Source organism: Demequina sp. (genome assembly GCF_047975725.1).
GTDB lineage: Bacteria > Actinomycetota > Actinomycetes > Actinomycetales > Demequinaceae > Demequina.
Genome location: NZ_JBKEED010000003.1, coordinates 56,980 through 80,884 on the forward strand (window position 1 = coordinate 56,980; position 23,905 = coordinate 80,884).

The window sequence follows — 23,905 nt, forward strand, 5'->3', positions numbered from 1 at the left end:
CCCAGCCGCCCCTTCACGAGTCAAATGGCTCCATTTGACTCGTGAAGGGGCGGCTGTGGTGGCCCGCGAGCGTCACCACGATCGTGATGGCCGCACTGAGCAGCATCCCCGCGCCCAGGTGCCACTGCAGCAGCAACGCCCCCGTGCAGGCACCCGCGCCGATCAGCAGGATCGCGCCCATGCGGCGCTTCCAGAAGTTCACGCCCTCGCCGCCAGCGGCGGAGTCTGCCGCAAGGCCAGTAATGGTCGACGTGACCACCACGGTGGTGACGTCCTTGACCGCGATGTGACGGGCCACCGCGGCCTGCAGACCCATCGCCGCGCCCAGCGCCGTGGTGACGGCGAGCGCGAGCGGCTCAGTGGGGCTCTCGTCCACGAACGCCACGATCGCGCAGGCCACCAAGACGGTGCTGACCAGGCTAAACAGCACCGTGGTCTTGGGCGACCAGCCCGCGTCGAAACTGCGCAGCGTGCGTCCACCGATCGCGGCGCCCGCCATGAAGCCAGCGAGCGCGAGGACGGGGCCCACGACGGGCAGGTCGTCGACTCCGGTCAGACCCATGCCGAGGATCACCACGTTGCCGGTCATGTTGCCGGTGAAGACGCGGTCGAGGCCCAAGTAGCCCACCGCGTCGATGATGCCGGTCGAAAACGTCAGCGCGAGCATCAGTCCCAGGTGGGTGCGCCCCACGTCTTGTCGCAGCCGCTCGCGCACGCGTCCTCCCAGTGCCTTCCGCCGCCGGCCAAGCGCGCCGGTAGTCTCGGTTCAGAGTAGGGCACGGGTCAAGGCACGGGAGGCGATCGGTGGGTGATTACGCAGGCGTGTTGCGCCGGGGTGAGGGCGTGCCGCCAGGCGCGACGTACCTGCCCGTCGCCCCGGGCACCACGATGTGGGGCCGGTTGCCGTGCCAGGCCGATGCGCCGGTCATGACGGTCGCACCCGGCACCACGGTGGTGGTCGACACGCTCTCTCACGAGGGGCTGCTGCCCGACCAGGGGAGCGACCCGGCCGCCTTCTTTGCTCGTCACGGAGTCAGCGCCGATGCGGTGCTCGCCGAGGGAGTCGAGTTTGCCGCCCGCGGGGGTCGGGACGCCGAGCACGACGGCCCGCACGTGGTCACCGGCCCCATCGCCGTCACGGGCGCACGTCCAGGAGACCTGCTCGCGATCGACATCCTCGACCTCACCCCGCGCGTGCCGTACGGAGTGATCTCCAATCGTCACGGCAGGGGAGCGCTGCCCGGTGAGTTGCCCGCAGGTGAGGGCAATGTCAGTGTCTTCACGCGCATCGGCCAGGATGCCGACGGCCAGTGGCGCGGCTGGCTGCCCGCTCGCGAGGGCGGCCCCGACGTCGCGGGCTTCCCGCTTGCGCCGTTCCTCGGCATCATGGGCGTCGCCACCGCGACCGACGAGCGCCTGCACTCGGTGCGCCCCGGCCCGCACGGCGGCAACCTCGATGTCAAGGAATTGGTCGCTGGCACGCGGGTGTACCTCCCGGTCCAGGTACCCGATGCGCTGGTCTACCTGGGAGATCCCCACTTCGCCCAGGGCGATGGGGAGGTCGCGCTGACCGCTCTCGAAGCCTCGCTCAGAGCCACGGTGCGCCTCGACGTGGTTCCCCAACGCGAGGCGCTACGGGCCTTCGGCGAGCTCGCCGGTCCGTTGGGGGAGTCGTCCGAGTTCCTGTTCCCCACGGGCATGCACGAGGACCTCGATGAGGCCATGCGCGCGTGCGTACGGCAGTCGCTGTCGATCCTGAACGCGAGGTACGGCATGGACGGCCACCTCGCGTATGCGTACCTGTCCGCCGCGACGGACTTTCGTATCTCACAGGTGGTGGACCTGGTTCAAGGCGTCCACGCCGCCATCCGCATCTCCGACTTTGAGGCGATCCCACGTGAGCGTTCCTGAGCACCCCGACATTGACGCACGCCGCGACCTCCAGGCCATGGTGCAGTTGCCCGAGGGCGTCGAGCCCCCGCCGCAACTGCTCGACGCCTTCTGGGCGTACGAGGCGGCCCTCATGGCCGACGATCTCGCGGCGCTCGACGCGTTCTTTGCTCGCGGCAAGGACGTCATGCGCGGCGATGCCGCTGGCCTGCTCGTGGGTCGCGACCGGATCGACCGGTTCCGCACGTCACGCGGCGGTGCCCCCGCGCGCACCGTCACCGAGATTCAGGTGCGCCCCCTCACCGAGACCCACGCGTGGGTCACCTCGATCAATGCCCCCGATCGCGGCGGGCGTGGCCTCGTCACGCAGTTGTGGGAACGCACTGGCGACAAGGACGCCACGCCCGGCGGGTGGATCATCTCCGCCGCACATGTGAGCGCGCCGGTCCCCGCGATGGACACGCGCATCTGGCGGGTCCTCGGCGCTCCGCTGCTTGCCCCGACCGGCGCGGGCGCGCTCGACGGCGTGAGCGTCGCGGTCAAGGACGTGTTCGCGATCGCGGGGCGGCGCATCGGCGCTGGGGTCCCGGCGTATGTCGCCGAATCTCCCGTCGAGCCCGTGACGGCCGATGCGGTGGCCGCTTTGCTCGCCGCAGGCGCCTCGGTGCGTGGCATCGCCCAGACCGACCAGTTCGCGTACTCGATCGCGGGACGCAACGCGGCATACGGCACCCCGCCCAACCCTGCCGCGGTGGGTGCGATCCCCGGCGGGTCAAGTTCGGGCCCCGCGAGCGCGGTCGCGAGCGGGCAGGCGGACCTTGGCCTGGGTACGGACACGGCCGGTTCGATCCGCATTCCGGCCTCGTACCAGGGGCTGTGGGGCCTGCGCCCCACGCACGGCGCGGCGTCGCTGACCGGGGTGTTGCCGCTCGCACCCGACTATGACACCCCCGGCTGGCTCGCCCGCGACGGCGTGACGGTGCTCGAGGCGGCGCGCGTCGCGCTCGTGACCGACGGCGACGGCGAGGTCGCGCAGCGTCGCGTCGAGTCGCGGCATGCGGTGGTGTGCGCAGCGCTGTTTGAGGCCGCGGAGCCCGAGGTGCGCATGGGCCTGGCAGGCGTCATTGACGCGCTCGCGGCCACGGGCGTGTTCGACTCTCTCGAGCCCATCGACCTGCCAGCCCCGCGCGACCTGTTCGAGATCTTCCGGGTCACGCAGTCGGCGCAGGCGGCGCGAGCCTGGGGTGCGTGGGTCGAGTCGCACCCGGACGCGCTGGGCGAGGACATTGCCGAGCGCTTCGCGTGGGCGGCCTCAGTGAACGAACAGGCGGAGCAGGCCGGGCTCGAGGCTCGGACGGCGGCACGCACGGCCATCGACGCGGCCCTGGGCGACAGGATCCTGCTGCTGCCCACCGCGAGTTCCGTGGCGCCCGCGCTCGACGCCGACGCCGACTCGCTTCAGCGCGTGCGTGAGGCGACCCTGTCGCTCACCGCCGTCGCGGGTATCACCGGCCGCCCGGCGCTGTCGGTGCCGCTACTCGAACTCGACGGCGGGCCTGCTGGCCTGTGCCTCGTGGGGCCGCGAGGCAGCGATCTCGCCTTGGTGGAGACAGCGCTGAGGTGGGTGGACACGCTCGCGTGACACGCGCATCGGCTCTATGAAATGCCTGCGTAACCCGTGCGGGGCATGATGTGAGCGTGAGCGTTCCCGCATCGATTCAGCCGCCGCACCGCCTGCTGATGGGGCCCGGCCCCATCACGGCCGACCCGCGAGTGTTGCGCGCCATGAGCGCGCAGCTCGTGGGGCAGTACGACCCCTGGATGACCGACACGATGAACGAGGTCATGGACCTCTACCGGGAGGTCTTCATCACCGAAAACCAGCAGACCATGCTGGTGGACGGCACCTCGCGCGCGGGCATCGAGGCGGCGCTCGTATCGTTGCTTGCCCCCGGCGACAGGGTGCTGGTGCCCATCTTCGGGAGGTTTGGCCATCTGCTCGCGGAGATCTGCCGCCGAGCCGGTGCGGAGGTGCACACCATTGAGACCGAGTGGGGGCAGGTGTTCACCGAGGAGGCCATCGAGGCCGCGCTCGTGGACGTGCAGCCCACGGTGTTGGCCGTGGTGCACGGAGACACGTCGACCACGGTCGCGCAGCCGCTCGAAGGACTCGGCGAGCTGTGCGAGCGCCACGGGGCGCTGCTGTACGTTGACGCGACTGCGACGCTCGGCGGCAACGAGTTCAGGGTCGACGAGTGGCGTATCGACGCTGCCACCGCAGGCCTGCAGAAATGCCTGGGCGGGCCGTCGGGCTCCGCGCCGGTGACCTTCTCCGATCGCGCGGCAGAGGTGATTCTCGCGCGCACCTCCGTCGAGGAGGGCATCCGGGCGCCCGGCGACCCGGTGGCCGTCGAGCCCATTCGCTCCAACTACCTCGACATGGGGCAGATCTTCCACTACTGGTCCGAGCGCAGGCTCAACCACCACACCGAGGCGACGACCATGCTCTACGGCGCGCGTGAATGCGCCCGGTTGCTGCTGCGCGAAGGCCTGGCCGACGCGTGGGAGCGCCACCGCCTCCACGGCTGCGCGATGACCGCGGGCGCCAAGGCGATGGGCCTGACGCCATTCGGTTCGCTCGCGTACCGGATGAACAACGTCGTGGGCGTGCAGATCCCCGACGGCGTGAACGGTGAGGCGGTGCGCGGTGCGCTCCTCGACGACTTTGGGATCGAGATCGGGACGTCCTTTGGGCCGCTGCACGGGCGCATCTGGCGGATCGGCACCATGGGATACAACGCCCGCCAGGACGCGGTGATGGTCACGCTCGCGGCCCTCGAGGCGGTATTGCGGCGCGCGGGGCATCGCATGGCCGCAGGCGCGGGAGTCGATGCCGCGTACGGCGTCTACGAGGACGCTTTGTGAGCGCGGCCACGGCGGATTCCGCGCAGCAGGTGCTCGAGCGCTGCGATGTGCTCGCCGGGATCTCTGCGGCCGCCGACGGCATCGAGCGCTCGTATCTGACCCCGGAGCATGCGCGCACCAACTGGACCGTGGGCGAGTGGATGGCGGCGGCGGGCCTCACGCCCTGGCAGGATGCCGCGGGCAACCTGCGCGGCACCCTCGCAGGACCCACGCAGGACGCGCCGATTCTGTTGCTCGGCTCGCACCTCGACACCGTGCCGGGCGCGGGCCGCTACGACGGGATCCTGGGCACGCTCATGGCGATCGCGGTCGTCGGACGGCTGCGGGAGCGGGGAGTGGTGCTGCCCTTCTGCCTGGAGGTGATCGGTTTCGCCGACGAGGAAGGCACGCGCTTTGGGCGCACGCTGTTGGGCTCGTGTGCCGTCGCGGGCACCTGGCAGGAGTCGTGGTGGTACCTGCGCGACGCGCACGGCGTGAGTCTGCACGACGCCTTCGTGGCCTTTGGGCTCGATCCCGCGCGAGTGGGGGAGGCCTCGCTGCGCGGGCGTGACGTGATCGGGTACTTGGAGGCGCACATCGAGCAGGGCCCGCTGTTGCAGGATGCGGACCGCGCGCTCGGGGTGGTCGAGGGCATCATGGGCGCCCGGCGCTTCGAGCTCGAGATGGTGGGAGAGGCCGGGCACGCGGGGGGCATGCCATACGGGCGCCGCCGCGACGCGCTGCTCGGCGCCTCGGAGGTAGTCAGCGCGGTCGAGACGCTCGCGCGAGACGCCGGGGCGATCGGCACGGTAGGCCGGCTGCACGCGTACCCCGGAGCGATGAACGTCATCCCCGGCCGTGTCGAGTTCTCTCTCGATCTGCGGGCGCAGACCGATGCCCTGCGCGACGAGGTGTGGGGGGAGATCGAGGAGGCCGCGCTCAAGGCTGCGGCAGCGCGCCACCTGAGCTTCGAGGTCAACGAGCTCCACGCGGCTCGCGCGACGGAGGTTGCTCCGTCGCTCGCGGCGGCCGTGGAGACCGGCATTCGCGCCACCGGAGACGCCGAGCCCCTGCGGTTGCTGTCCAAGGCCGGGCACGACGCCATGGCCATTGCGGACCTGTGCGACTACGCGATGCTGTTCATCCGCTGCAAGGACGGCATCTCCCACCATCGGGACGAGGACGTGAGAGCGGACGACGTGGCTCTCGCGCTCGACGCCTTCGAGGCCGCGGTGCTCGCCGTGGCGCACGCCCACGCCTGACGGCACTCCACCCCACCCCCACCCCCCGCCCCCTTCCCACCCCCCACCGAGGTTCGCGTAGACCTGGCCCACTTCTGGGACTTGAGTGCGCGCTGCGCGTAGACCAGGACCATGGCCCGCCGGTCTGGCACAGTGGTGCGATGGATGGCGAGACCGTGCAGGCAATCGCGGCCGAGCGTGCGCTCGAACTGCCGGGCAGCGTGCTGACTCATCCCTTTGGCGACGAGGCCGACGTCTACAAGGTCCACGGCAAGATGTTCGCGCTCCTCACGTATGTCCACGGCGAGCCGGTTGTGAACCTCAAAGCTCGCCCCGAGGACTCCTACGCCCTCCGAGAGGCCTACGCCGACATCACCCCTGGCTGGCACATGAACAAGAAGCACTGGATCTCGCTGCACGGGGGAGGGTCGCTCGACGAGGAGTTCGTGCGCGACCTCGTCACAGAGTCCTACTTGCTGGTGGTCGCGGGCCTGCCCAAGCGTGACAGGCCCGTCGACCCGGACACCTTCGGTCAGGGCTGACACGCGGGTGAGCCCCACCGGCGGGCCTCAGCGGCGCGCAGGGCGCACGCCGCGACTCAAAGTGGGCGAGGTCTACGCGAACCGGTGGCGGATGCGCCACTCGATCACGATGGACACGGTCCCGTGGACCAGCGCCACGTTGCCCGCCACAATGACCGCCGTCTGCCACCACCCGGACATCGCAACTGACCCGAGCCAGATCAGCGCCGCAGCGAACGCCAGCCACTTCACGCCTACGTACATGGTGACCTCCCCCGTCCGCACCAGTATGCGCCGATCATCACGCGTCGACATCTGCGCCGCCGCCCAGGTCCGTGCAGTCCACCTCGACTACCAGGTGGTCGCGCAGGTACTCCTTGGCGCCCGTGTCGCCGTGAAGCGTGGCCGCGAGGTCGCGCCAGTGGTCGCGGCCGATGAGCACGGGGTGGCCGGGCTCGCCGTCGAAGTGGGCGCGTGCAAGCAGGCCGCGCGGGTCGTCTGCTCCCGCCTCGAGCACGCGCTGCGCGGCCGCCGCCGACTGCTCGGGCAGGTCGACGAGGGTGACGAGCACCGCATCGGCCGACGAGGTTGCAGCCGCCGCGAGTCCCACCTTGAGGGACTCGGACTGCCCGAGCTCCCAGTCGGTCGCGATGACCGGCAGCGCGCCGCGAGGGACGAGAGCGGCCGCCTCATCTGCCGCAGCGCCCAGGACCGCGATGACCTCGCGGCACCCCGCGTCCCGCAGTGCGACGCAGGCCTGATGCAGCCACGGCGTTCCGTCCGTGTCCGTCCGCAGCGCTTTGGGGCCGCCCGCCCGCGATCCCGCACCCGCGGCCAACACCACCCCTGTGACATCCATGACCCTCACCCTACGATGGGCGCATGAGGTGTGAGCGAGACCAACTCTTGGAATGCCTGCGGGTCCCGCGGGTGGCCGATGCGCTGGCTGGCAGGGAATTTGACAGCGCCGATGCGCTGGTTGCCGCCGCATTGGACGTCGCCACCCCGCTGAGCGAGGCCGAGATCGACCAGGCGCTCGCGGCCCACCCGCGCATCGGCGAGCGCGCAGCAGGGGAGAGCGCGGAGGCGAAGTTCAGCCGCGCCGAGCAGGCCGCGAGCGACGACGCCGACGCCCAACTTGACGATGCATTGCGTGACGGCAACGAACGCTACGAGGCGCAGTTCGGCCGCGTGTTCCTGATTCGCGCGGCGGGACGGGACCGGCGCGAGATCCTCAGGGAACTCGACCGCCGGCTGCTCAACGACCCCGGCGTGGAGACCGAGGAAGTCGCCGACCAGTTGCGCGAGATCGCGGCCTTGCGGCTGCACCAGGTGTTCCAGGCAGGAGAAGGTTCATGAGCTTCGTCACCACCCACGTGCTGGACGCCGTCGACGGCACGCCCGCGGCGGGCGTGGCCGTCACGCTGTCGGTGCGCGGGGGCGAGGGCTGGGAGCCGCTCGCCTCGGGCGTCACGGACGGCGACGGGCGCGTGAGCGACCTTGGCCCCGAGCGCCTCGACGATGGCATCTACCAGGTGCGGTTCGACACCGGGATGTACTTTGCGGCTCGCGATACCCGCACCTTCTACCCGGAGGTGGTCATCGCCTTCGAGATCAGCGGGGGAGAGCACTATCACGTGCCGCTGCTGCTGAGCCCCTTCGCCTATTCGACCTACCGCGGCAGCTGAGCGCGCGGGCGCGAGCCAGCCCTTGCATCGGTCCTACTCGACCGCGAGGTCCCGGCGCCTGAATCCGGCGAAGCCGAGGAGCACGAATCCGAGCGTGAACAGCGACACCCACCACAGCCCGGTCCAGTCCGGATCCGGGAGCAGGATGTCCGGCACGTGCCACACCGGGCTGATGCCGAGCGCCCAGTCGGGCAGTTTGAACGATGGGCCCAGCAGGGTCAGGATGAACGATGCGGCCACCCCCGCCCACGCAGCGACGGCCACGCGGGGGCGGGCGCCCACCACGAGCACGGACACCGCGACGATGGTCCACGTCGCTGGCACGATGGTCATGGCCTGGAACCACACGTCGCCAAAGTCAACGCCCAGGTCCGAGCCCGACGTGAGAGTGGCGACCACGAGCCCGGCAATGGCCAGGTAGGCCACCGGTAGGGCGAGGGAGAGCGCGACGTTGGCGGCGTAGTAGCGGGGGCGGGCCACGGCGGTGGCGAGCACCGGCTCGAGGCGGTCCTCCATCTCCTCGCTGCGCACGCGCAACATGACCTGGACGCTCGGGATGGCCGCGAAGATACCGATCATCGACAGGATCATCACCACGAACGCTGCAACCAGGGCTTGTGCGCTCACGTCCCCGCCCGCGAGCGCCAATGCCATGGGGCTGTCGGCGGAGATCAGTTCCGTGATGGACGTCGCGAAGTACCCGAACACGAATCCCAACAGGACAAACGCGAGCGTCCACCCCAGCGCGAGTCCCCGGTTGAGGCGCCACGCGAGGCCCCAAGGGCTGCGGGCGCGACCGCGGTCGGGGCCAGGTCCTGGCTTGATGAGGCCCTGCCCGAAGTCCCGCCGGGTCTCAAGTGCAAAGGCGGTGGCGAGCAGTACTGCCGCGAAAGCGGCCCCGAGCGCGAGCGGCCACCAGAGGTTGTCGCCCGACGGCGAAGTCTCTTGCATCCAGCCCAACGGGTTGATCCAGATCGCCCACGCGGGGGCCTCGATCGAGTAGGCGAAGCCGCGCAGGATGAACAACACGCCGAGCGTCGAGATGGCGATGGTGTTCGACGTGCGGGCGTCGGCGCCAATCTGAGCGGCCACGGCAGCGACGCCAGCGAACATCCACGCGGTGACGGTGAAGGTCGCGGACAGCAGCAGGGTGTTGGCGACGCCGCCTCCACACAAGATCGTCAGCAGCGCGGACAGCACGCCCACCGCGAGGCCGCCGATGAGCGCCATGGCGACACCGGTCAGCAACCGCGCGGAACGGCCCAGCACGCCCGACGCGAAGAGTTCCGCCTGCCCCGAGTCCTCCTGCCCGCGGGTGGCGCGAATCACGGTGAGGATGGCGCCCATCGCCGCGAGGAATCCGCCGAGCGCGAGGACACGCCACGCGTTGAAGCCGTCGGTGGTCATGAGGTCACCAGGTGGGCCAAAGATCAGCCCGATCGCCGGGTTGGCCGCGACGGCCTGTTGAAGCCCCTCGCGGTCGGCGGGGTCGGGAAACACCCACGGGTACACCAGCACCGACGACACCGAAAGCGCCGTGACCAGCGCGGCCCACGGAGCGATGAGCAGGCGATGGTGTTCGAGCGAGACCGGCAGCAGGGTGCGCGTGCCGACGGTGGCGTTCACGGCTGCGCCTTCGCCGGCTTCGCCTCGTCATACAGGCGCAGGAACAGGCTCTCAAGGCTGGCCGGCTCCACCGTCAGACCTGTCATCCCGTAGGCGCCAAGCACCGCCATCGCCTCGCCGATGCGCGCAGGCTCGACCGTGGCGGTGAGGCGCTGCCCGGTGACGGTCACGTCGGAAAGCCCCGCGAGCGCATCGGCCGGTGGCACTTGGGCGAGCGTCACCGCGATGGACGTGCGGGTGTCCGTGCGCAGCTGATCGAGCGTGCCGGTCTGCACGATCACCCCGTCGCGGATGATGCTCAGGCGGTCGGTCAGGGTCTCCACCTCGGACATGATGTGGCTGCTGAGCAGGACGGTGACGCCGCGCTCCTTCGCCTCGTGGATGGTCTGCTGAAACACCTGTTCCATGAGCGGGTCGAGGCCGCTGGTGGGCTCGTCGAGAATCAGGAGTTCCGCGTCCGAGGCGAGCGCCGCGACCAGCGCGACCTTTTGCTTGTTGCCCTTTGAGTACTGGCGGCCGCGCTTGGTGGTGTCGAGCTCGAAGCGGTCGATGAGCTCGGTGCGGCGCGCCTCGTCGAGGCTGCCGCGCAGGCTGCCGAGCAGGTCGATCGCCTCGCCGCCGGTCATGCCGGGCCACAGCGACACATCGCCCGGGACGTAGGCCAGGCGGCGGTGCAGGGCCACGACGTCCTTCCACGGGTCGCCGCCGAGCAAACGCACTGTGCCGGAGTCGGCCTTCAGCAGCCCGAGCAGCACCCGGATGGTCGTCGACTTTCCCGCACCGTTGGGGCCAAGGAAGCCGTGGATCTCGCCTTCGGCCACCGTAAGGTCGACGCCCCCCAACGCCTGGAACTTGCCGAATGACTTCACGAGGGACTCGACCTCGATGGCAGGGGAGGGGGCGGTCATGGTCGGCCTCGTTTCAACGTTGCGGAATGCTCAGCACCATTCAACTCCCCACCTGTGGAATTGCGCAACCAGTCGCGCTAGCATGCCAGCATGGACACCCCGGAGCAGTTCCCGCGCCGTGGCCGCCGTCCAGGCGACCCGAGCACCCGAGAGTCCATCCTGGATGCCGCGCAAGCACTCTTCGCGGAGCACGGGTACGACCGCACCACGATGCGTGCCGTCGCACACCAGGCGGGCACAGACCCGGCAATGATCCGCCATTGGTTCGGCGACAAAGAAGGGATGTTCATCGCCACGGTGGTGGACCGGACCCCCGCTGCCGCGACGCTGCGTGCCATCCTCAGCAACGCTGGCCCTGGTGACGGCCGCCGCATCGTCGCCGACTACCTGTCGCTGTGGGAAGACCCGGACACCATGCCCATCCTTCTCGCGCTCGTGCGCACCGCGGTGGCCTCGGGCCGGACGCAAGCCTCGCTCATGCGACTGATCACCGCAGTGCTGACGCGCGGGCCCGAAGGGGGCGGCGCCAATGACGAGCACGTGACGCCGCCGCTAGTGCCGAACACTGCCATGGTTCTCGTGTCCTCCCATCTCATCGGTCTCGCCCTCACCCGTCACGTGCTCCAACTTCCGCCGGCCGTCGCCATCGAGCGCGAGGTGATCCTCGACCAGATGGGACCCGTGATTGACGGGTACCTGGCCGCTCGGTGAGCGGGCGCATCGGCCCTTCGTGTGGGTGGGGGGAATCACAGCGCCGATGCGCGGGTTGGCCTGACCATGACAGGAAAAGTGACGCTCCACGACGGCACGACCATCCCCCAACTGGGCTTCGGCACGTTCAAGGTGCCGCCGGAGGAGACCGCCGCCACGGTCGCCACGGCGCTTGAGGTGGGCTACCGGCACATCGACACGGCGCAGGGCTACGGCAACGAGGCGGGCGTGGGGGAAGCGATTGTGGCGTCGGGGATCGCTCGCGACGAGATCTACGTGACCTCGAAGCTGGCGAATTCGAAGCACCGTCGCGACGACGTGCTCAGCTCGTTCGACGAGACGCTCGAGAAGTTGCGCCTTGACCGCCTTGACTTGTTCCTCATCCACTGGCCGCTGCCGGGTCTGTACGACGGCGACTTCGTGTCGACCTGGAAGGCCATGCTCGAACTCGTGGAGGACGGGCGGCTGACGTCGGCTGGGGTGTCCAACTTCCAGCCCGATCACCTCGAGCAGATCATCACCGCCACTGGCGTCGCGCCGGTGGTCAACCAGATCGAGGTGCATCCGTTCTTCCGCAACGAGGGTGCGCGCGACGCGTCGCATGCGCACGGCATCGCGGTCGAGGCATGGGGTCCGCTCGCGCGCGGAGAGGCCGTCGCTGACCCCGAGGTGCAGGACATCGCCGCGACCCTGGGCCGAGCGCCGTCGCAGGTGGTGTTGCGCTGGCACCTTCAGCGTGGCGACATCGTGTTCCCCAAGTCGATGCACCGTGAGCGCATGGAAGAGAACTTCCAGATCTTTGACTTCGGGCTGTCCGAGGAGGACATGGCGCGGATCGACGCCCTCGACCGCGGGGCGATGGGGCGTCAGGGGCCGGACCCGGACACCTTCAACCCCTCCTGAGCGGTCTACGCTCGGGGGATGCCTACTCCTCACATCTCCGCGCCCGACGGCGCCTTCGCCCCCGACATCCTCCTGCCCGGCGACCCCCGGCGCGCGAAGCTCATTGCCGAGACCTTCCTCGACGATGCGTCGCTCGTGACCGACGTGCGCGGCATCCTCGGCTACACCGGCACCTACCAGGGGCGCCCCATGTCCGTCATGGCGACTGGCATGGGTATGCCGTCGGCGACCATCTACGCGACGGAGCTCATCCGGCACTACGGCGTGCGCCGCTTGGTGCGCGTGGGCACGGCCGGCGGCATCCACCCCGACCTGCAGCTCGGCGACGTGATCGCGGCGTCCGCGGCCCACACCGATTCGGCGATGACGGTCCACCGACTGCCAGGGGTGAATTACTCGCACGCGCCGTCGTTCGCACTACTGCGCGCGGCCGCCGACCACGCCGATGCCGTCGGTGCGCCCCTGCGCGTGGGGCCCGTGCTGACCTCCGATGCGTTCTACCACCCGGACCCGACCCTGGTGCCGCGCCTGGCGGCCTACGGCACTCTCGCGGTCGAGATGGAGGCCGCCGCGCTGTACGCGGTCGCGGCCGCCGAGGGCGTCGAGGCGCTCATGATCGCGACCATCTCCGACCACGTGGTGCGCGGCGACTCGCTCAGTTCCGACGACCGTGAGCGGACGTTCGAGGCGATGGTCTCGGTCGCGCTGGGGGCGCTGACGCGCTAGGGGCGCAGGCTCTCGACCCCCGCCCGCCCTTCGTTTCCCCCCCGCCCCGACAGTTTCGAACATCTCTGCGGCGACACCCCGGTCGATACGGGCATTCAGGCGCGACACGCCGTGCGCGACATCTCGGAGTGTTCGAAACTGTCAGCGGTGGGGTGCGGCGGGGTGCGGCGGGGTGCGGCGGGGTGCGGCGGGGCGGGTTGAACCTGGAGCCACGTTGCTGAGACGTACGAGGGGCGCCCGGCCAATACGGCCGGGCGCCCCTCGTACGTATAAGGCCTACGCGCGGTGTGCGCGGTAGTAGGCGATGAGCGCCTGAGTGGAAGCGTCCTGGGCGGCGAGTGCCGCATCGTCGCCCTCGATGGCGGGGGCGATCTCGAGCGCGAGCTTCTTGCCCAGCTCGACGCCCCACTGGTCGAAGGAGTTGATGCCCCAGATCACGCCCTGCGCAAAGGTGATGTGCTCGTACAGCGCGATGAGCTGGCCCAGCACGGCGGGGGTGAGGGACGGGGCGAAGATCGACGTCGTCGGCTTGTTGCCGGCGAAGGTGCGTGCCGCCACGAGGGCGCCGGTGGTGCCCTCCGCCTCGACCTCTGCGGAGGTCTTGCCGAACGCGAGAGCCTTGGTCTGCGCGAGGAAGTTGGCTAGGAACAGCGCGTGGACGTCCTGCTCGCCGTCCTTGAGGGCATAGGCCGGGTTCACGACGGCGATGAAGTCCGCCGGGATCAGCTTGGTGCCCTGGTGAATGAGCTGGTAGAACGCGTGCTGGCCGTTGGTGCCGGGCTCGCCCCAGAAGATCTCGCCGGTCTCGGTGGTGACGGGGGAGCCGTCCCAGCGCACGGACTTGCCGTTGGACTCCATGGTGAGCTGCTGCAGGTAGGCGGCGAAGCGGTGCAGCTGCTGGGCGTAGGGCAGCACGGCGTGCGACTGCGAACCCAAGAAGTTGACGTACCAAATGTTGAGCAGACCCATGAGGATGGGCACGTTCTTCTCGAGCGGGGTCTCGGCGACGTGCTGGTCGACGGCGTGGAAGCCCTCGAGGAGCTCGCCAAAGACGTCGGGGCCGAGCGCGACCGCGAGCGACAGGCCAATGGCCGAGTCGACCGAGTAGCGTCCGCCCACCCAGTCCCAAAACCCGAAGGCGTTGGTGGGGTCGATGCCGAAGTCGGCAACCTTGTCGAGCGCGGTGGAGACGGCCACGAAGTGGTGTGCGACCGCATCGGCCTTCTCGTCGTCGGTGCCGACGGAGACGCCGGCGGCGGCGAGGGACTCCCACAGCCACGTGCGAGCCAGGCGCGCGTTGGTGAGCGTCTCGAGCGTGGTGAAGGTCTTGGACGCGACGATGAACAGCGTGGTTTCGGGGTCCAGGCCCTTGACCTTCTGGCCCATGTCGGTGGGGTCGATGTTCGACACGAAGCGCGCGGAGATCCCGGCGTTCGCGTAGGGCTCGAGTGCCTCGTAGACCATCACGGGGCCCAGGTCGGAGCCGCCGATGCCGATGTTGACGATGGTCTCGACCTTCTTGCCGGTGATGCCCCGCCACTCACCGGAGCGCACACGATCGGCGAACTCGGCGACACGACCGAGGACCTCTTGGACGTCCTCGTCCACGTTCTGGCTGTCGACCACGAGGGCGGGCTCGGCGCCCGCGGGGCGACGCAGCGCGGTGTGCAGCACGGCACGGTCCTCGGTGGTGTTGATGTGCTCACCCGCGAGCATGGCCTGGTAGCGGCCCAGGACGTCGGTCTCCTGGGCGAGCTTGACGAGGCTCGCGAGGATCTCGTCGGTAACGAGGTTCTTGGACAGGTCGACGTGCAGGTCCGCGAGCGGCAGGCTCAGGCGCTCGACGCGGCCCGGGTCGGCGGCGAACCAGCCGCGCAGATCGGGGGTGAAGCCCTCCTGGTGGGAGGTGAGCTCGGCCCAGGCGGACGTGGTCGTGGCATCGATGGGTGCGTTCACAGCGTCCAGGCTAGTCGGGTATGGCTTCGGTGTCTGCGGGACCTTGGGGTGCGGGCTCGTTGCTCGCCGCCCCCCGCCCCCGCCCCCTCTTCCGTCAAATGGATCCATTTTCCTCGTGAGCGGGCGCCCCCTGCCCGAGCAGATGGATCCATTTGCTGAGTTTGGGACGCCCTCACCACCGCCAAATGGATCCACTTGACGGGAAGGGGTGGGGGCTACGGGGCTAGGGGGTGCCGAAGTGGGCGGTCACCGCGTCGGCCCACCCCGCATCGGCCAGCCCGGCCCGGTCGAGGAGGTCGCGCCAGTCGGACTCGGCGTGCTCAAGGGCGTCGGTGAACACCGTGCGCGAGCCGCGCGCCGCGATGAGCACGGCCGCGTGCACGCGCTCGGGGTCGACACTGCCGCTCACTCCCAGGCGCTCGAGGGCCCCCAGAATCTGCGGGGAGTCCGCGCCAAAGTCCTCGATCGCGCGCTCGCGGATGCGGTCGGTGACTACTGCCATGGCCGGAATCCTCTCACGCGCTACAACGGCGGAGCGACGGCCCGGCGCCCTTGCACGTAGACCTCCCGAATCGCGGGCTGTCGGAGCCCCACCAGCAGCGTGAACAGCTCCTCCAGGGTGGCCTCGTCCTCGTCGTCGGAGCGGATTCCCATGGTGAGCATGCCGTGCAGCGGCTCCCACAGGTCCTTGTCGATCAGCAGGAAGTCCGCGTCCTTGCCGGTGTCGAGATTGCCGAACGCATGCTCCATATCTAAGGCGCGCGCGCCCGCGAGGGTTGCCGCATACAGCAGTTCGGCGGGGTGCAGAGCGATGCCGGACTCGCCGTCCTCGGAGATGTGGACCTTGTAGCAGTCGCCCGCCACTCGCGAGATGAGCCATTCATCGCCCGCGCCAATGTCGGTGCCGAGCGCCACGGTCACCCCAGCATCGAGCGTGCGCCGCCACGGCATCGTCCCTGATCCCAGGAACAGTTGCGAGGTGGGGCAGTGGGCGATCGAGGTGCCCGTGTCTGCCATGCGCGCCAGCTCACTGTCCTGCGAGTGCACGCCGTGCGCGAGCACCGAGCGGCGTCCCAATAGGGAGGCGCCGCCGCGGCGTGAGCCGGGCAGGAACAGCCCGTCGTACGTGTCCAGGTAGGTGTCCACGCCGTACGTGCCGAGCACGGCGGCGATCTCGCCGTCGCCGGGGCGGTTGTTCTCGTTGAGGTGCGAGTGGAAGTACACGCCGCGCCCGCGGACCTCCTCGTACAGTTCGCCCATCGCGGCCAGCGTGGTGGGGGTCACCGACAGCGAGAAGCGTGGCACGATGCCCACCTGGATACGCGCGGTGCGTGGGTCGCCGGTGTCGACGGCGTGCCAGCGGTCGATCTCGTCGGCGACCAGGTCGATCGCTTCGCTCTCGCCGGTGATGAGGGCCGATGCGGTTGCTGGCCCCACCGTTTGCACGCCCCTGCCGGAGACCACTCGCAGGCCCGCGGCAAGGGTGTGGCGGTAGAGGGCATCTTGGGCGACGGGGAAGGCCGAGCCGAACACCATCGCGGCAGTGGAGCCCGCTGCCAATCGGCGGCGCGTGAAGTAGCGCGCCGCGCGGTCGGCGAAGTCGGGGTCGGCGTATTGACCCTCGGTGGGGAAGATGCAGTGGTCGAGCCATTCGAGCAGTTGGCCGCCGCCGTGGGCGGCCGTCGCGTACGCCTGGGGGTAGTGAATGTGGGCGTCAATGAAGCCGGGCAGCAGGTAGTCGGCGCGGGTGACGGGCGAGTCGGCCCATTGCGCTGGAAGGTCCGCGAAGGGGCCGGTCCAGGCGACGCGGCCGCTGTCGTCCACGACGAGTGCCCCGTCGGGAATCGACGCTAGGTTCGCGGCGGCGCTGCCCTGGGTGGGTGAGCCTGCGATGTGGAAGATGTGTGCGCGGTACACCCGCGCGGTGGACATGGGGTGGGACATGGGGTGCCCTTCTCCTCGGGCCGGGCGGTCAGCCCGTCCTCGCCCGTTCCTCCGGTGGGCGCCCGGGGCCGGCCGAGGCGCGCCCTGGACGTGGTCCCGGGCGCACGTGTGCCGCGCATCTCTACGGTAGCCGCTGTGCGTTTCGGCACGGTTACATGGCCGATGCGCCTGCTCGCCCGGCGATGTCAGAGGTCGGTTATAGCCTGCGAAGACAACTGAAAATCGGACAAGTCGCACCAGTCTTCGGCGTGTCCGCACAGGCTCGGGCGTGTCGTCCCCAGGCCCCACGTGTCGTGCACAGGATCTCCACAGGGGATGTGTACAAAATTGTGGACAGACACACCATCTAGTGGTGTGCATTCTGGGCGACCCCTAGATATAGTGGTGCCCGTTCGGCCTCGCTCAACACCCTCTGAAAGGAAAGTCCCCATGACGATCTCGGTTTACTCCAAGCCCCAGTGTGTTCAGTGCACGGCCACCAAGAAGGCGCTGGAGCGTGCGGAACTCGAGTTCGAGATCTTCGACGTCACCATGGACGAGGACGCCTACAAGACGGTCATGGAGCTCGGATACCTGCAGGCACCCGTCGTCATCGCCGGAGACGAGCACTGGTCTGGCTTCCAGCCCGACCGCATCGCGGCGCTGGCCGAGCGGGTCGCGTCCTAACGGAGCCTTCGTGGCTTCGCTGGTCTACTTCAGTTCGACCTCCGGCAACACCCACCGGTTCGTCGAGAAGCTAGGTGTGCCAGCGGACAGAATCCCGCTGTACCCCACCGAGGAACCCCTCACCGTGGACGAGCCCTATGTGCTGGTCCTCCCGACCTACGGCGGCGGCAACGACCGCGGAGCCGTGCCCAAGCAGGTCATCAAGTTCCTGAACGACGAGCACAATCGCTCGTTCATCCGGGGCGTGATCAGCGCGGGCAACACCAACTTTGGTGCCGCCTATTGCATTGCCGGTGACATCGTCGCCGCCAAGTGCAAGGTGCCGCACCTGTACAAGTTTGAGCTCTTTGGAACGCCGGACGACGTGGACGCCGTCCGCAATGGATTGGAATCGCTGTGGAAGCAACTGTGATCGACGCCCCCCGCACGGGCATGGACTACCACTCGCTCAACGCCATGTTGAACCTGTACGACACCGACGGCCGCATCCAGTTCGACAAGGACCGTGAGGCAGCCCGGGAGTACTTCCTTCAGCACGTCAACCAGAACACCGTGTTCTTCCACTCGCTCAAGGAGCGCCTGGACTACCTGGTGGAGAAGAAGTACTACGAGCCCGGAGTGCTCGCTCAGTACGACGACGCGTTCTTGCAGGAGATCACGGACCGCGCCTACGCCAAGAAGTTCCGCTTCCCGACCTTCTTGGGCGCGTTCAAGTACTACACCTCTTACACGCTCAAGACCTTCGACGGTCAGCGTTACCTTGAGCGCTACGAGGACCGCGTGGTGATGGTCGCCCTCACGCTCGCCGCCGGTGACAAGGACCTCGCGAACAAGCTGGTCGACGAGATCGTTTCCGGCCGCTTCCAGCCGGCCACGCCCACCTTCCTCAACGCGGGCAAGGCCCAACGCGGCGAGTTCGTCTCGTGCTTCCTGCTCCGTATCGAGGACAACATGGAGTCGATCGGCCGTTCGATCAACTCCGCACTGCAGCTGTCCAAGCGTGGCGGCGGTGTGGCCCTGTCGCTGTCGAACATCCGTGAGTCTGGTGCGCCCATCAAGCACATCGAGAACCAGTCCTCGGGCATCATCCCCGTGATGAAGCTGCTCGAAGACTCCTTCACCTACGCCAACCAGTTGGGCGCGCGTCAGGGAGCGGGAGCGGTGTACCTGTCCGCGCACCACCCCGACATCATGAAGTTCATGGACACCAAGCGTGAGAACGCTGACGAGAAGATCCGTATCAAGACGCTCTCGCTGGGCATCGTGGTGCCGGACGTCACCTTCGAGCTCGCGCGCAACAACGAAGACATGTACCTGTTCAGCCCCTACGACGTCGAGCGCGTCTACGGCGTGCCGTTCGGCGACATCTCGATCACCGAGAAGTACCACGAGATGGTCGACGACTCGCGGATCCGCAAGACCAAGATCTCGGCGCGACTGTTCTTCCAGACCGTTGCCGAGTTGCAGTTTGAGTCGGGCTACCCCTACATCGTGTTCGAGGACACGGTGAACAAGGCCAACCCGGTCAAGGGTCGCATCAACATGTCCAACCTGTGCTCCGAGATCCTGCAGGTCAATACCCCCTCGCGCTTCAACGAGGACCTGACCTACGCCGAGGTGGGCAAGGACATCTCGTGCAACCTCGGTTCGATGAACATTGCCACCTCGATGGACGGCGGCAACCTTGCCCAGACTGTCGAGATCGCCGTGCGCGGCCTCACCGCGGTGTCCACCCAGTCGTCCATCGACTCGGTACCGTCGATCCGGTTCGGTAACGACCGTGCGCACGCAATCGGCCTGGGCCAGATGAACCTCCACGGCTACCTGGGCCGCGAGCGGATCCACTACGGATCCGAGGAGGGCGTCGACTTCACGAACATCTACTTCTACACGGTGCTGTTCCACGCGATCCAGGCCTCCAACAAGATCGCGATCGAGCAGGGGACGGCTTTCGAGGGCTTCGAGGACTCGAAGTACGCCTCGGGCGAGTTCTTCGACAAGTACACCGACCAGGAGTGGGTGCCCGCGACGGAGCGAGTGGCGGAGCTGTTCGCCGATGCCGGCATCGCGATCCCCACGCAGGACGACTGGCGTGAGCTCAAGGCCTCGGTCCAGGAACACGGCATCTTCAACCAGAACCTCCAGGCCGTGCCGCCGACCGGTTCGATCTCGTACATCAACAACTCGACCTCGTCGATCCACCCGATCGCCTCGAAGATTGAGATCCGCAAGGAAGGCAAGTTGGGTCGTGTGTACTACCCGGCGCCCTTCATGAACAACGACAACCTCGAGTACTTCGCGGACGCGTACGAGATTGGCCCCGACAAGATCATCGACACGTACGCGGCCGCGACCCAGCACGTGGACCAGGGACTTTCCCTGACGCTGTTCTTCCCGGACACCGCGACCACGCGTGACATTAACCGCGCGCAGATCTACGCGTGGCGCAAGGGCATCAAGACCATCTACTACATTCGCATCCGACAGCTCGCGCTCGAGGGCACCGAGGTCGACGGCTGCGTCAGCTGCATGCTGTAGCCGCCGCAACAGGACACGTCGAAGAGGGAACAGACATGACAGAGAAGCTGACGCTCGTCAGCCACGTGGACGCCATCAACTGGAACCGTATCCAGGATGACAAGGACGTCGAGGTGTGGAACCGACTCACCGCGAACTTCTGGTTGCCTGAGAAGGTGCCGATTTCCGGTGACGTCCAGTCGTGGAGCACGCTCACGCCTGAGGAGCAGACGCTCACCATGCGCGTGTTCACGGGTCTGACCCTGCTCGACACGATCCAGGGCACGGTCGGCGCCGTGTCACTCATCCCCGATGCGCTCACGCCTCACGAGGAGGCGGTGTACACCAACATCGCGTTCATGGAGTCGGTGCACGCCAAGAGCTACTCGTCGATCTTCTCGACGCTGTGCTCGACGCCGGAGATCGACGCCGCGTTCCGCTGGTCGACCGAGAACCAGAACCTGCAGCGCAAGGCTGACATCATCCTGCGCTACTACCACGGTGATGACGCGCTCAAGCGCAAGGTGGCCTCGACCCTGCTCGAGTCGTTCTTGTTCTACTCGGGCTTCTACCTGCCCATGTACTGGTCCAGCCGAGCCAAGCTCACGAACACGGCAGACATGATCCGCCTGATCATCCGTGACGAGGCCGTGCACGGGTACTACATCGGGTACAAGTTCCAGAAGGGCTTGGAGAGGGAGACCCCCGAGCGCCGCGAGGAGCTCAAGGACTACACCTTCAACCTGCTGTATGACCTCTACGAGAACGAGGTCCAGTACACGCACGACCTCTACGACGGTCTTGGCATGGCGGAGGACGTCAAGAAGTTCCTGCACTACAACGCCAACAAGGCCCTCATGAACCTGGGTTACGAGGCGCTGTTCCCGTCGAACGTGTGCGATGTCAGCCCGGCGATCCTGTCGGCGCTGTCGCCCAACGCTGACGAGAACCACGACTTCTTCTCGGGGTCGGGCTCGTCCTACGTGATCGGCAAGCACGAGGAGACCACGGACGACGACTGGAACTTCTAGTCCGTTGCGTCACGCAGTGGCCCCGCACCGGTTCGGTGCGGGGCCACTGGTGCGTTCACTCACGTGCGCCGAGGCCTCCGCGTGGGACGATTCGCACATGACAGACGTCAAGAACGGCGAGCGCTGCGACGTGGTCGGGGGAACCCACCGCGGCAAGTCCGGCGTGGTGTCCGATGTGCGCGTCAGCGCGACCGGAGCGGTCACGGTGACAGTCACGCAAGACGACGGCGAGCGCTTCAAGACACTCGCCAAGAACCTGCGTACCCGCTAGACCAACCCGCTGTATTGCTGCCACGCGGGCCCGGCATCGGGCGCGTCGTCCCGGATCACGCTCGCCTGAATGAGCCCGTAGGGCCGGTCGTCGGCATGGAACACCTCGCCGGGGTTGTCGATCCCGAACCGGCCGAGGTCGTACAGGAAGTGGTGTTTGTTGGGGGCGGACAGGCGCACCTCGACCAGCTCCGGCACCGCCTCAAGGACGGCCTTGCCCATCTCGTACAGGGTCTGCTGGAGCGCCAGCGAGTGGTGGTGGGCAAAGGTCGTCACCAGCGCTCGACGCGCGGCGGCATAGACCGCGTCAAAGTCGAGCGCCTGCGCGTCGACGTCGCCAAAACGCCACTTCGCCACGAGCGACGTCGCCATGATGCGGTCGGTGGTGGGCTCCAGTACCGTGTACTCGTCTTCGAGGAAGCCGTGAAACTCCGAGCCCGTGGACTTGAGGATCACCAGGTCCTTGAGGCCGCCCGTGATCCAGGTCCCGCCATCGGCCTCGACGGTCACCGCGAGGGTGCGGACCTCTTGGCCCGAACGCACCCAGGTGTGGTCGTGCTCGGTGGTCTCACCCGCATCGGCGCTGCCGGGGACTGGGACGCTCACGCGCACCCAGGCGTACTCCTCGACCTCGACGCGAGCGGCACTGACCGGCTCCACGTCGTTGACAAAGTGGCGGGCGAGCGCGAGCGCGTAGCGCTCCAGTGAGTCCGTGCCCACCGTCTTGGCGAACGCGTACGCCGTCTGCTTTTGGGTGTCGGTGGGGAGCACTGCACCCTGGTCGCCCGTGAGGTGGGCGGCGTCGAAGCCGCCTCGCAGGCACGTGGAGACGTTGAGGTCGCGGATCTCGTGGCGGGGGCTGTCCCGCACGATCCTCACGATCCGGTTCTCCGCCTTGCCGTATTGGTGGTCTCCCAGCGTGATGCCCATGGTGTCCTCTCCTCAGCGGGGCGGTGACCCCACAACCGTGGTCTGTCAGGCGCTCGCGGTGGCCGGCGCCTGGGTGCCCGCGCGGACCAGCAGCCGGCCGGGCAGCGGGTCTTCGTCCACATGCGGGAACGCCTGGGCCCCGCCCACCCAGGTGCGATCAACCTGACCGGTCAGCGTGCGCCCGCCGAAGGCCGACACCGGGTGGCGGTGCTCGAGCGAGCCGGGGTCGACGGTCCACGAACGGTCAGGAGCAAAGGTCACCAGGTCCGCGCGCGCATCCTCGCGGATCACGCCCTTGTCGTCGAGCCCCAAGAACTCGGCGGGCTTGGCGGTGAGCCACGTCAATGCGGTCGCGAGCGGGATGTCGCGGTCCCGGGCTCCGCTGGCGACCGCCGCGAGCATCACCTGAAGTCCTGAGATGCCGCCCCATGCGCGCCCAAAGTCGCCATCGAGTTTGAACTCAGCGGGCGCGGGGGAGTGGTCGGAGGCGACAAAGTCGATGGTGCCGTCCATGAGCGCCTGCCACAGCAGTTCCTTGTTCGCGGCGTCGCGCACGGGAGGGCAGCACTTGAACTGGGTGGCGCCGTCGTCGATGTGGTCGGCATCAAGCAATAGGTAGTGCGGGCAGGTCTCGACGGTCAGGTTCAAGCCCTCGTCCTTGGCTCCACGAATGGCGTTCAGCGCCTTGGCGGAGCTCAGGTGCAGGATGTGCGCGCGGCCTCCCGTGGCCCGCAGCGCAGAGATCACCGAGGCGATCGCGCTGGTCTCGGACCGGTCGGGGCGTGAGGCGAGAAAGTCCTCGTAGTAGCGGCTCCCGCTGAAGGGCGGGAGGTGCTCCGGATCCTCCGCATGGACCAACACCACGCCGCCAAAGGAGGCCGTCTCCGCGAGCGCGTCACGCAACTGAGGCGCACTCAGATGTGGGAACTCGTCCACTCCGGAGGGGGACAGGAAGGCCTTGAAGCCAAAGACGCCCGCGTCGTGCAGCGGCTCGAGTGCGCCGAGGCTCGAGGGGATCGCCCCGCCCCAGAAACCCACATCGACCCCGGCCTGGGTGGCCGCCAGCGCGCGTTTGGCCTCGAGCGCCGCCACGGTCGTGGTGGGAGGGATCGAGTTCAGCGGCATGTCGATGAGGGTGGTCACGCCGCCAGCGGCGGCCGCACGGGTGGCGGTGGTGTAGCCCTCCCACTCTGCGCGGCCGGGTTCGTTGACGTGGACGTGGCCGTCGATCACGCCCGGCATCAAGACCTGGTCGACCGGCACGGAAACGTACTCACGCGCGCTCCACTCGGCGTGGCGAGGGCCGATGCGCACGATGGTGCCGTCGGCGATACCGAGGGCGGCGGGGCGCCACCGGCCGTCGATGAGCACGCGGTCCGCGCGAATCACCAGGTCGAAGTCGTTCATGAGGGGACGATACGGGCATCGTGTTGCGCGCGCGTGACATATCGGTGACAGTCGGTCGCGTTATTC

Annotated in this window: 25 protein-coding genes; 15 read left to right on the top strand and 10 right to left on the bottom strand. The window is 68.3% G+C overall.

What is annotated here, in order from left to right:
• Positions 1-13: 13 nt before the first annotated feature.
• A complete protein-coding gene (locus ACK5NO_RS00410; RefSeq protein WP_416810684.1) occupies positions 14-715 on the bottom strand; it encodes a YoaK family protein in 702 nt (233 codons plus the stop codon).
• Positions 716-804: 89 nt separating this feature from the next.
• Between ACK5NO_RS00410 and ACK5NO_RS00415 the strand changes: the two genes are divergently transcribed.
• From ACK5NO_RS00415 to ACK5NO_RS00435, 5 genes are all read left to right on the top strand, one after another.
• On the top strand, positions 805-1,911 hold the full coding sequence (locus ACK5NO_RS00415) for an acetamidase/formamidase family protein (protein WP_416810685.1): 1,107 nt from the start codon (positions 805-807) through the stop codon (positions 1,909-1,911).
• Positions 1,898-3,532, top strand: coding sequence for an AtzH-like domain-containing protein (locus ACK5NO_RS00420; protein ID WP_416810686.1), 1,635 nt, complete (start codon positions 1,898-1,900; stop codon positions 3,530-3,532). Before ACK5NO_RS00415 ends, ACK5NO_RS00420 begins: the two co-directional genes overlap by 14 nt.
• Positions 3,533-3,588: 56 nt before the next feature.
• Positions 3,589-4,815: a pyridoxal-phosphate-dependent aminotransferase family protein gene (locus tag ACK5NO_RS00425; RefSeq protein WP_416810687.1), complete on the top strand. Its 1,227-nt coding sequence runs from the start codon at positions 3,589-3,591 to the stop codon at positions 4,813-4,815.
• Positions 4,812-6,056, top strand: a complete 1,245-nt coding sequence (locus ACK5NO_RS00430; RefSeq protein WP_416810688.1) for an allantoate amidohydrolase — start codon at positions 4,812-4,814, stop codon at positions 6,054-6,056. Before ACK5NO_RS00425 ends, ACK5NO_RS00430 begins: the two co-directional genes overlap by 4 nt.
• Positions 6,057-6,196: 140 nt before the next feature.
• Positions 6,197-6,577: an MmcQ/YjbR family DNA-binding protein gene (locus ACK5NO_RS00435; protein ID WP_416810689.1), complete on the top strand. Its 381-nt coding sequence runs from the start codon at positions 6,197-6,199 to the stop codon at positions 6,575-6,577.
• 72 nt (positions 6,578-6,649) lie between these two features.
• On the opposite strand, the gene ACK5NO_RS00440 is transcribed toward ACK5NO_RS00435, so the two are convergent.
• Positions 6,650-6,820 (bottom strand): hypothetical protein, encoded by a 171-nt coding sequence (locus ACK5NO_RS00440; RefSeq protein WP_416810690.1) that lies wholly within the window; start codon positions 6,818-6,820, stop codon positions 6,650-6,652.
• Between the two features lie 37 nt (positions 6,821-6,857).
• Positions 6,858-7,415: a nucleotidyltransferase family protein gene (locus ACK5NO_RS00445; protein ID WP_416810691.1), complete on the bottom strand. Its 558-nt coding sequence runs from the start codon at positions 7,413-7,415 to the stop codon at positions 6,858-6,860.
• Between the two features lie 23 nt (positions 7,416-7,438).
• Here ACK5NO_RS00445 and uraD point away from each other — a divergent pair, with 23 nt between their 5' ends.
• Together uraD and uraH are read left to right on the top strand one after the other, a co-directional pair.
• Entirely contained in the window at positions 7,439-7,915 is a 477-nt protein-coding gene (uraD, locus tag ACK5NO_RS00450) for a 2-oxo-4-hydroxy-4-carboxy-5-ureidoimidazoline decarboxylase (RefSeq protein WP_416810692.1), read from the top strand.
• Positions 7,912-8,244, top strand: coding sequence for a hydroxyisourate hydrolase (gene uraH / locus ACK5NO_RS00455; RefSeq protein ID WP_416810693.1), 333 nt, complete (start codon positions 7,912-7,914; stop codon positions 8,242-8,244). Before uraD ends, uraH begins: the two co-directional genes overlap by 4 nt.
• A 33-nt stretch (positions 8,245-8,277) precedes the next feature.
• Here the strand turns inward: uraH and ACK5NO_RS00460 are convergent, their stop codons facing one another.
• Entirely contained in the window at positions 8,278-9,870 is a 1,593-nt protein-coding gene (locus tag ACK5NO_RS00460) for an ABC transporter permease (RefSeq protein ID WP_416810694.1), read from the bottom strand.
• Entirely contained in the window at positions 9,867-10,778 is a 912-nt protein-coding gene (locus ACK5NO_RS00465; protein WP_416810695.1) for an ATP-binding cassette domain-containing protein, read from the bottom strand. The genes ACK5NO_RS00460 and ACK5NO_RS00465 overlap by 4 nt, the downstream gene beginning before the upstream one ends.
• A 90-nt stretch (positions 10,779-10,868) precedes the next feature.
• On the opposite strand from ACK5NO_RS00465, the gene ACK5NO_RS00470 reads away from it, so the two are divergent.
• The 3 genes from ACK5NO_RS00470 to deoD all read left to right on the top strand — a co-directional run bounded on the left by ACK5NO_RS00470 (position 10,869) and on the right by deoD (position 13,118).
• Positions 10,869-11,489: a TetR/AcrR family transcriptional regulator gene (locus ACK5NO_RS00470; RefSeq protein ID WP_416810696.1), complete on the top strand. Its 621-nt coding sequence runs from the start codon at positions 10,869-10,871 to the stop codon at positions 11,487-11,489.
• A gap of 66 nt (positions 11,490-11,555) precedes the next feature.
• Positions 11,556-12,392 carry an aldo/keto reductase gene (locus ACK5NO_RS00475; RefSeq protein ID WP_416810697.1) on the top strand — a complete coding sequence of 279 codons (837 nt, stop codon included), beginning with the start codon at positions 11,556-11,558 and terminating at the stop codon, positions 12,390-12,392.
• 18 nt (positions 12,393-12,410) lie between these two features.
• On the top strand, positions 12,411-13,118 hold the full coding sequence (deoD, locus tag ACK5NO_RS00480; protein WP_416810698.1) for a purine-nucleoside phosphorylase: 708 nt from the start codon (positions 12,411-12,413) through the stop codon (positions 13,116-13,118).
• Positions 13,119-13,394: 276 nt separating this feature from the next.
• On the opposite strand, the gene pgi is transcribed toward deoD, so the two are convergent.
• The 3 genes from pgi to ACK5NO_RS00495 all read right to left on the bottom strand — a co-directional run bounded on the left by pgi (position 13,395) and on the right by ACK5NO_RS00495 (position 17,018).
• Positions 13,395-15,074, bottom strand: a complete 1,680-nt coding sequence (gene pgi / locus ACK5NO_RS00485; protein ID WP_416810699.1) for a glucose-6-phosphate isomerase — start codon at positions 15,072-15,074, stop codon at positions 13,395-13,397.
• A 223-nt stretch (positions 15,075-15,297) separates the two neighbouring features.
• The gene (locus ACK5NO_RS00490; protein ID WP_416810700.1) at positions 15,298-15,576 is read right to left on the bottom strand and encodes a hypothetical protein; all 279 of its coding nucleotides are present in this window, start codon (positions 15,574-15,576) and stop codon (positions 15,298-15,300) included.
• A gap of 20 nt (positions 15,577-15,596) precedes the next feature.
• Positions 15,597-17,018, bottom strand: a complete 1,422-nt coding sequence (locus ACK5NO_RS00495; protein WP_416810701.1) for an amidohydrolase family protein — start codon at positions 17,016-17,018, stop codon at positions 15,597-15,599.
• 429 nt (positions 17,019-17,447) lie between these two features.
• Here ACK5NO_RS00495 and nrdH point away from each other — a divergent pair, with 429 nt between their 5' ends.
• The 5 genes from nrdH to ACK5NO_RS00520 all read left to right on the top strand — a co-directional run bounded on the left by nrdH (position 17,448) and on the right by ACK5NO_RS00520 (position 21,503).
• Positions 17,448-17,684, top strand: coding sequence for a glutaredoxin-like protein NrdH (gene nrdH / locus ACK5NO_RS00500; protein ID WP_416810702.1), 237 nt, complete (start codon positions 17,448-17,450; stop codon positions 17,682-17,684).
• Between the two features lie 10 nt (positions 17,685-17,694).
• Entirely contained in the window at positions 17,695-18,096 is a 402-nt protein-coding gene (nrdI, locus tag ACK5NO_RS00505; RefSeq protein WP_416810703.1) for a class Ib ribonucleoside-diphosphate reductase assembly flavoprotein NrdI, read from the top strand.
• Positions 18,097-18,116: 20 nt separating this feature from the next.
• Positions 18,117-20,222, top strand: a complete 2,106-nt coding sequence (gene nrdE, locus ACK5NO_RS00510) for a class 1b ribonucleoside-diphosphate reductase subunit alpha (RefSeq protein WP_416810741.1) — start codon at positions 18,117-18,119, stop codon at positions 20,220-20,222.
• A 35-nt stretch (positions 20,223-20,257) separates the two neighbouring features.
• Positions 20,258-21,232 (top strand): class 1b ribonucleoside-diphosphate reductase subunit beta, encoded by a 975-nt coding sequence (gene nrdF / locus ACK5NO_RS00515; RefSeq protein WP_416810704.1) that lies wholly within the window; start codon positions 20,258-20,260, stop codon positions 21,230-21,232.
• A 97-nt stretch (positions 21,233-21,329) separates the two neighbouring features.
• Positions 21,330-21,503 carry a hypothetical protein gene (locus tag ACK5NO_RS00520; RefSeq protein ID WP_416810705.1) on the top strand — a complete coding sequence of 58 codons (174 nt, stop codon included), beginning with the start codon at positions 21,330-21,332 and terminating at the stop codon, positions 21,501-21,503.
• Here the strand turns inward: ACK5NO_RS00520 and pucL are convergent.
• A complete protein-coding gene (gene pucL, locus ACK5NO_RS00525) occupies positions 21,500-22,432 on the bottom strand; it encodes a factor-independent urate hydroxylase (protein WP_416810706.1) in 933 nt (310 codons plus the stop codon). The two genes, ACK5NO_RS00520 and pucL, sit on opposite strands and share 4 nt — an antisense overlap.
• Before the next feature lie 45 nt (positions 22,433-22,477).
• A complete protein-coding gene (gene allB, locus ACK5NO_RS00530; RefSeq protein ID WP_416810707.1) occupies positions 22,478-23,839 on the bottom strand; it encodes an allantoinase AllB in 1,362 nt (453 codons plus the stop codon).
• Between the last annotated feature and the right edge of the window lie 66 nt (positions 23,840-23,905).

Bases quoted from the DNA above. Each gene is read 5' to 3' on its own strand.
- ACK5NO_RS00435 (WP_416810689.1), top strand. From the start codon at position 6,197: ATGGATGGCGAGACCGTGCAGGCAATCGCGGCCGAGCGTGCGCTCGAA.
- ACK5NO_RS00440 (WP_416810690.1), bottom strand. From the start codon at position 6,820: ATGTACGTAGGCGTGAAGTGGCTGGCGTTCGCTGCGGCGCTGATCTGG.
- ACK5NO_RS00445 (WP_416810691.1), bottom strand. From the start codon at position 7,415: ATGGATGTCACAGGGGTGGTGTTGGCCGCGGGTGCGGGATCGCGGGCG.
- uraD (WP_416810692.1), top strand. From the start codon at position 7,439: ATGAGGTGTGAGCGAGACCAACTCTTGGAATGCCTGCGGGTCCCGCGG.
- uraH (WP_416810693.1), top strand. From the start codon at position 7,912: ATGAGCTTCGTCACCACCCACGTGCTGGACGCCGTCGACGGCACGCCC.
- ACK5NO_RS00465 (WP_416810695.1), bottom strand. From the start codon at position 10,778: ATGACCGCCCCCTCCCCTGCCATCGAGGTCGAGTCCCTCGTGAAGTCA.
- ACK5NO_RS00470 (WP_416810696.1), top strand. From the start codon at position 10,869: ATGGACACCCCGGAGCAGTTCCCGCGCCGTGGCCGCCGTCCAGGCGAC.
- ACK5NO_RS00475 (WP_416810697.1), top strand. From the start codon at position 11,556: ATGACAGGAAAAGTGACGCTCCACGACGGCACGACCATCCCCCAACTG.
- deoD (WP_416810698.1), top strand. From the start codon at position 12,411: ATGCCTACTCCTCACATCTCCGCGCCCGACGGCGCCTTCGCCCCCGAC.
- ACK5NO_RS00490 (WP_416810700.1), bottom strand. From the start codon at position 15,576: ATGGCAGTAGTCACCGACCGCATCCGCGAGCGCGCGATCGAGGACTTT.
- ACK5NO_RS00495 (WP_416810701.1), bottom strand. From the start codon at position 17,018: ATGTCCCACCCCATGTCCACCGCGCGGGTGTACCGCGCACACATCTTC.
- nrdH (WP_416810702.1), top strand. From the start codon at position 17,448: ATGACGATCTCGGTTTACTCCAAGCCCCAGTGTGTTCAGTGCACGGCC.
- nrdE (WP_416810741.1), top strand. From the start codon at position 18,117: ATGGACTACCACTCGCTCAACGCCATGTTGAACCTGTACGACACCGAC.
- nrdF (WP_416810704.1), top strand. From the start codon at position 20,258: ATGACAGAGAAGCTGACGCTCGTCAGCCACGTGGACGCCATCAACTGG.
- ACK5NO_RS00520 (WP_416810705.1), top strand. From the start codon at position 21,330: ATGACAGACGTCAAGAACGGCGAGCGCTGCGACGTGGTCGGGGGAACC.
- pucL (WP_416810706.1), bottom strand. From the start codon at position 22,432: ATGGGCATCACGCTGGGAGACCACCAATACGGCAAGGCGGAGAACCGG.
- allB (WP_416810707.1), bottom strand. From the start codon at position 23,839: ATGAACGACTTCGACCTGGTGATTCGCGCGGACCGCGTGCTCATCGAC.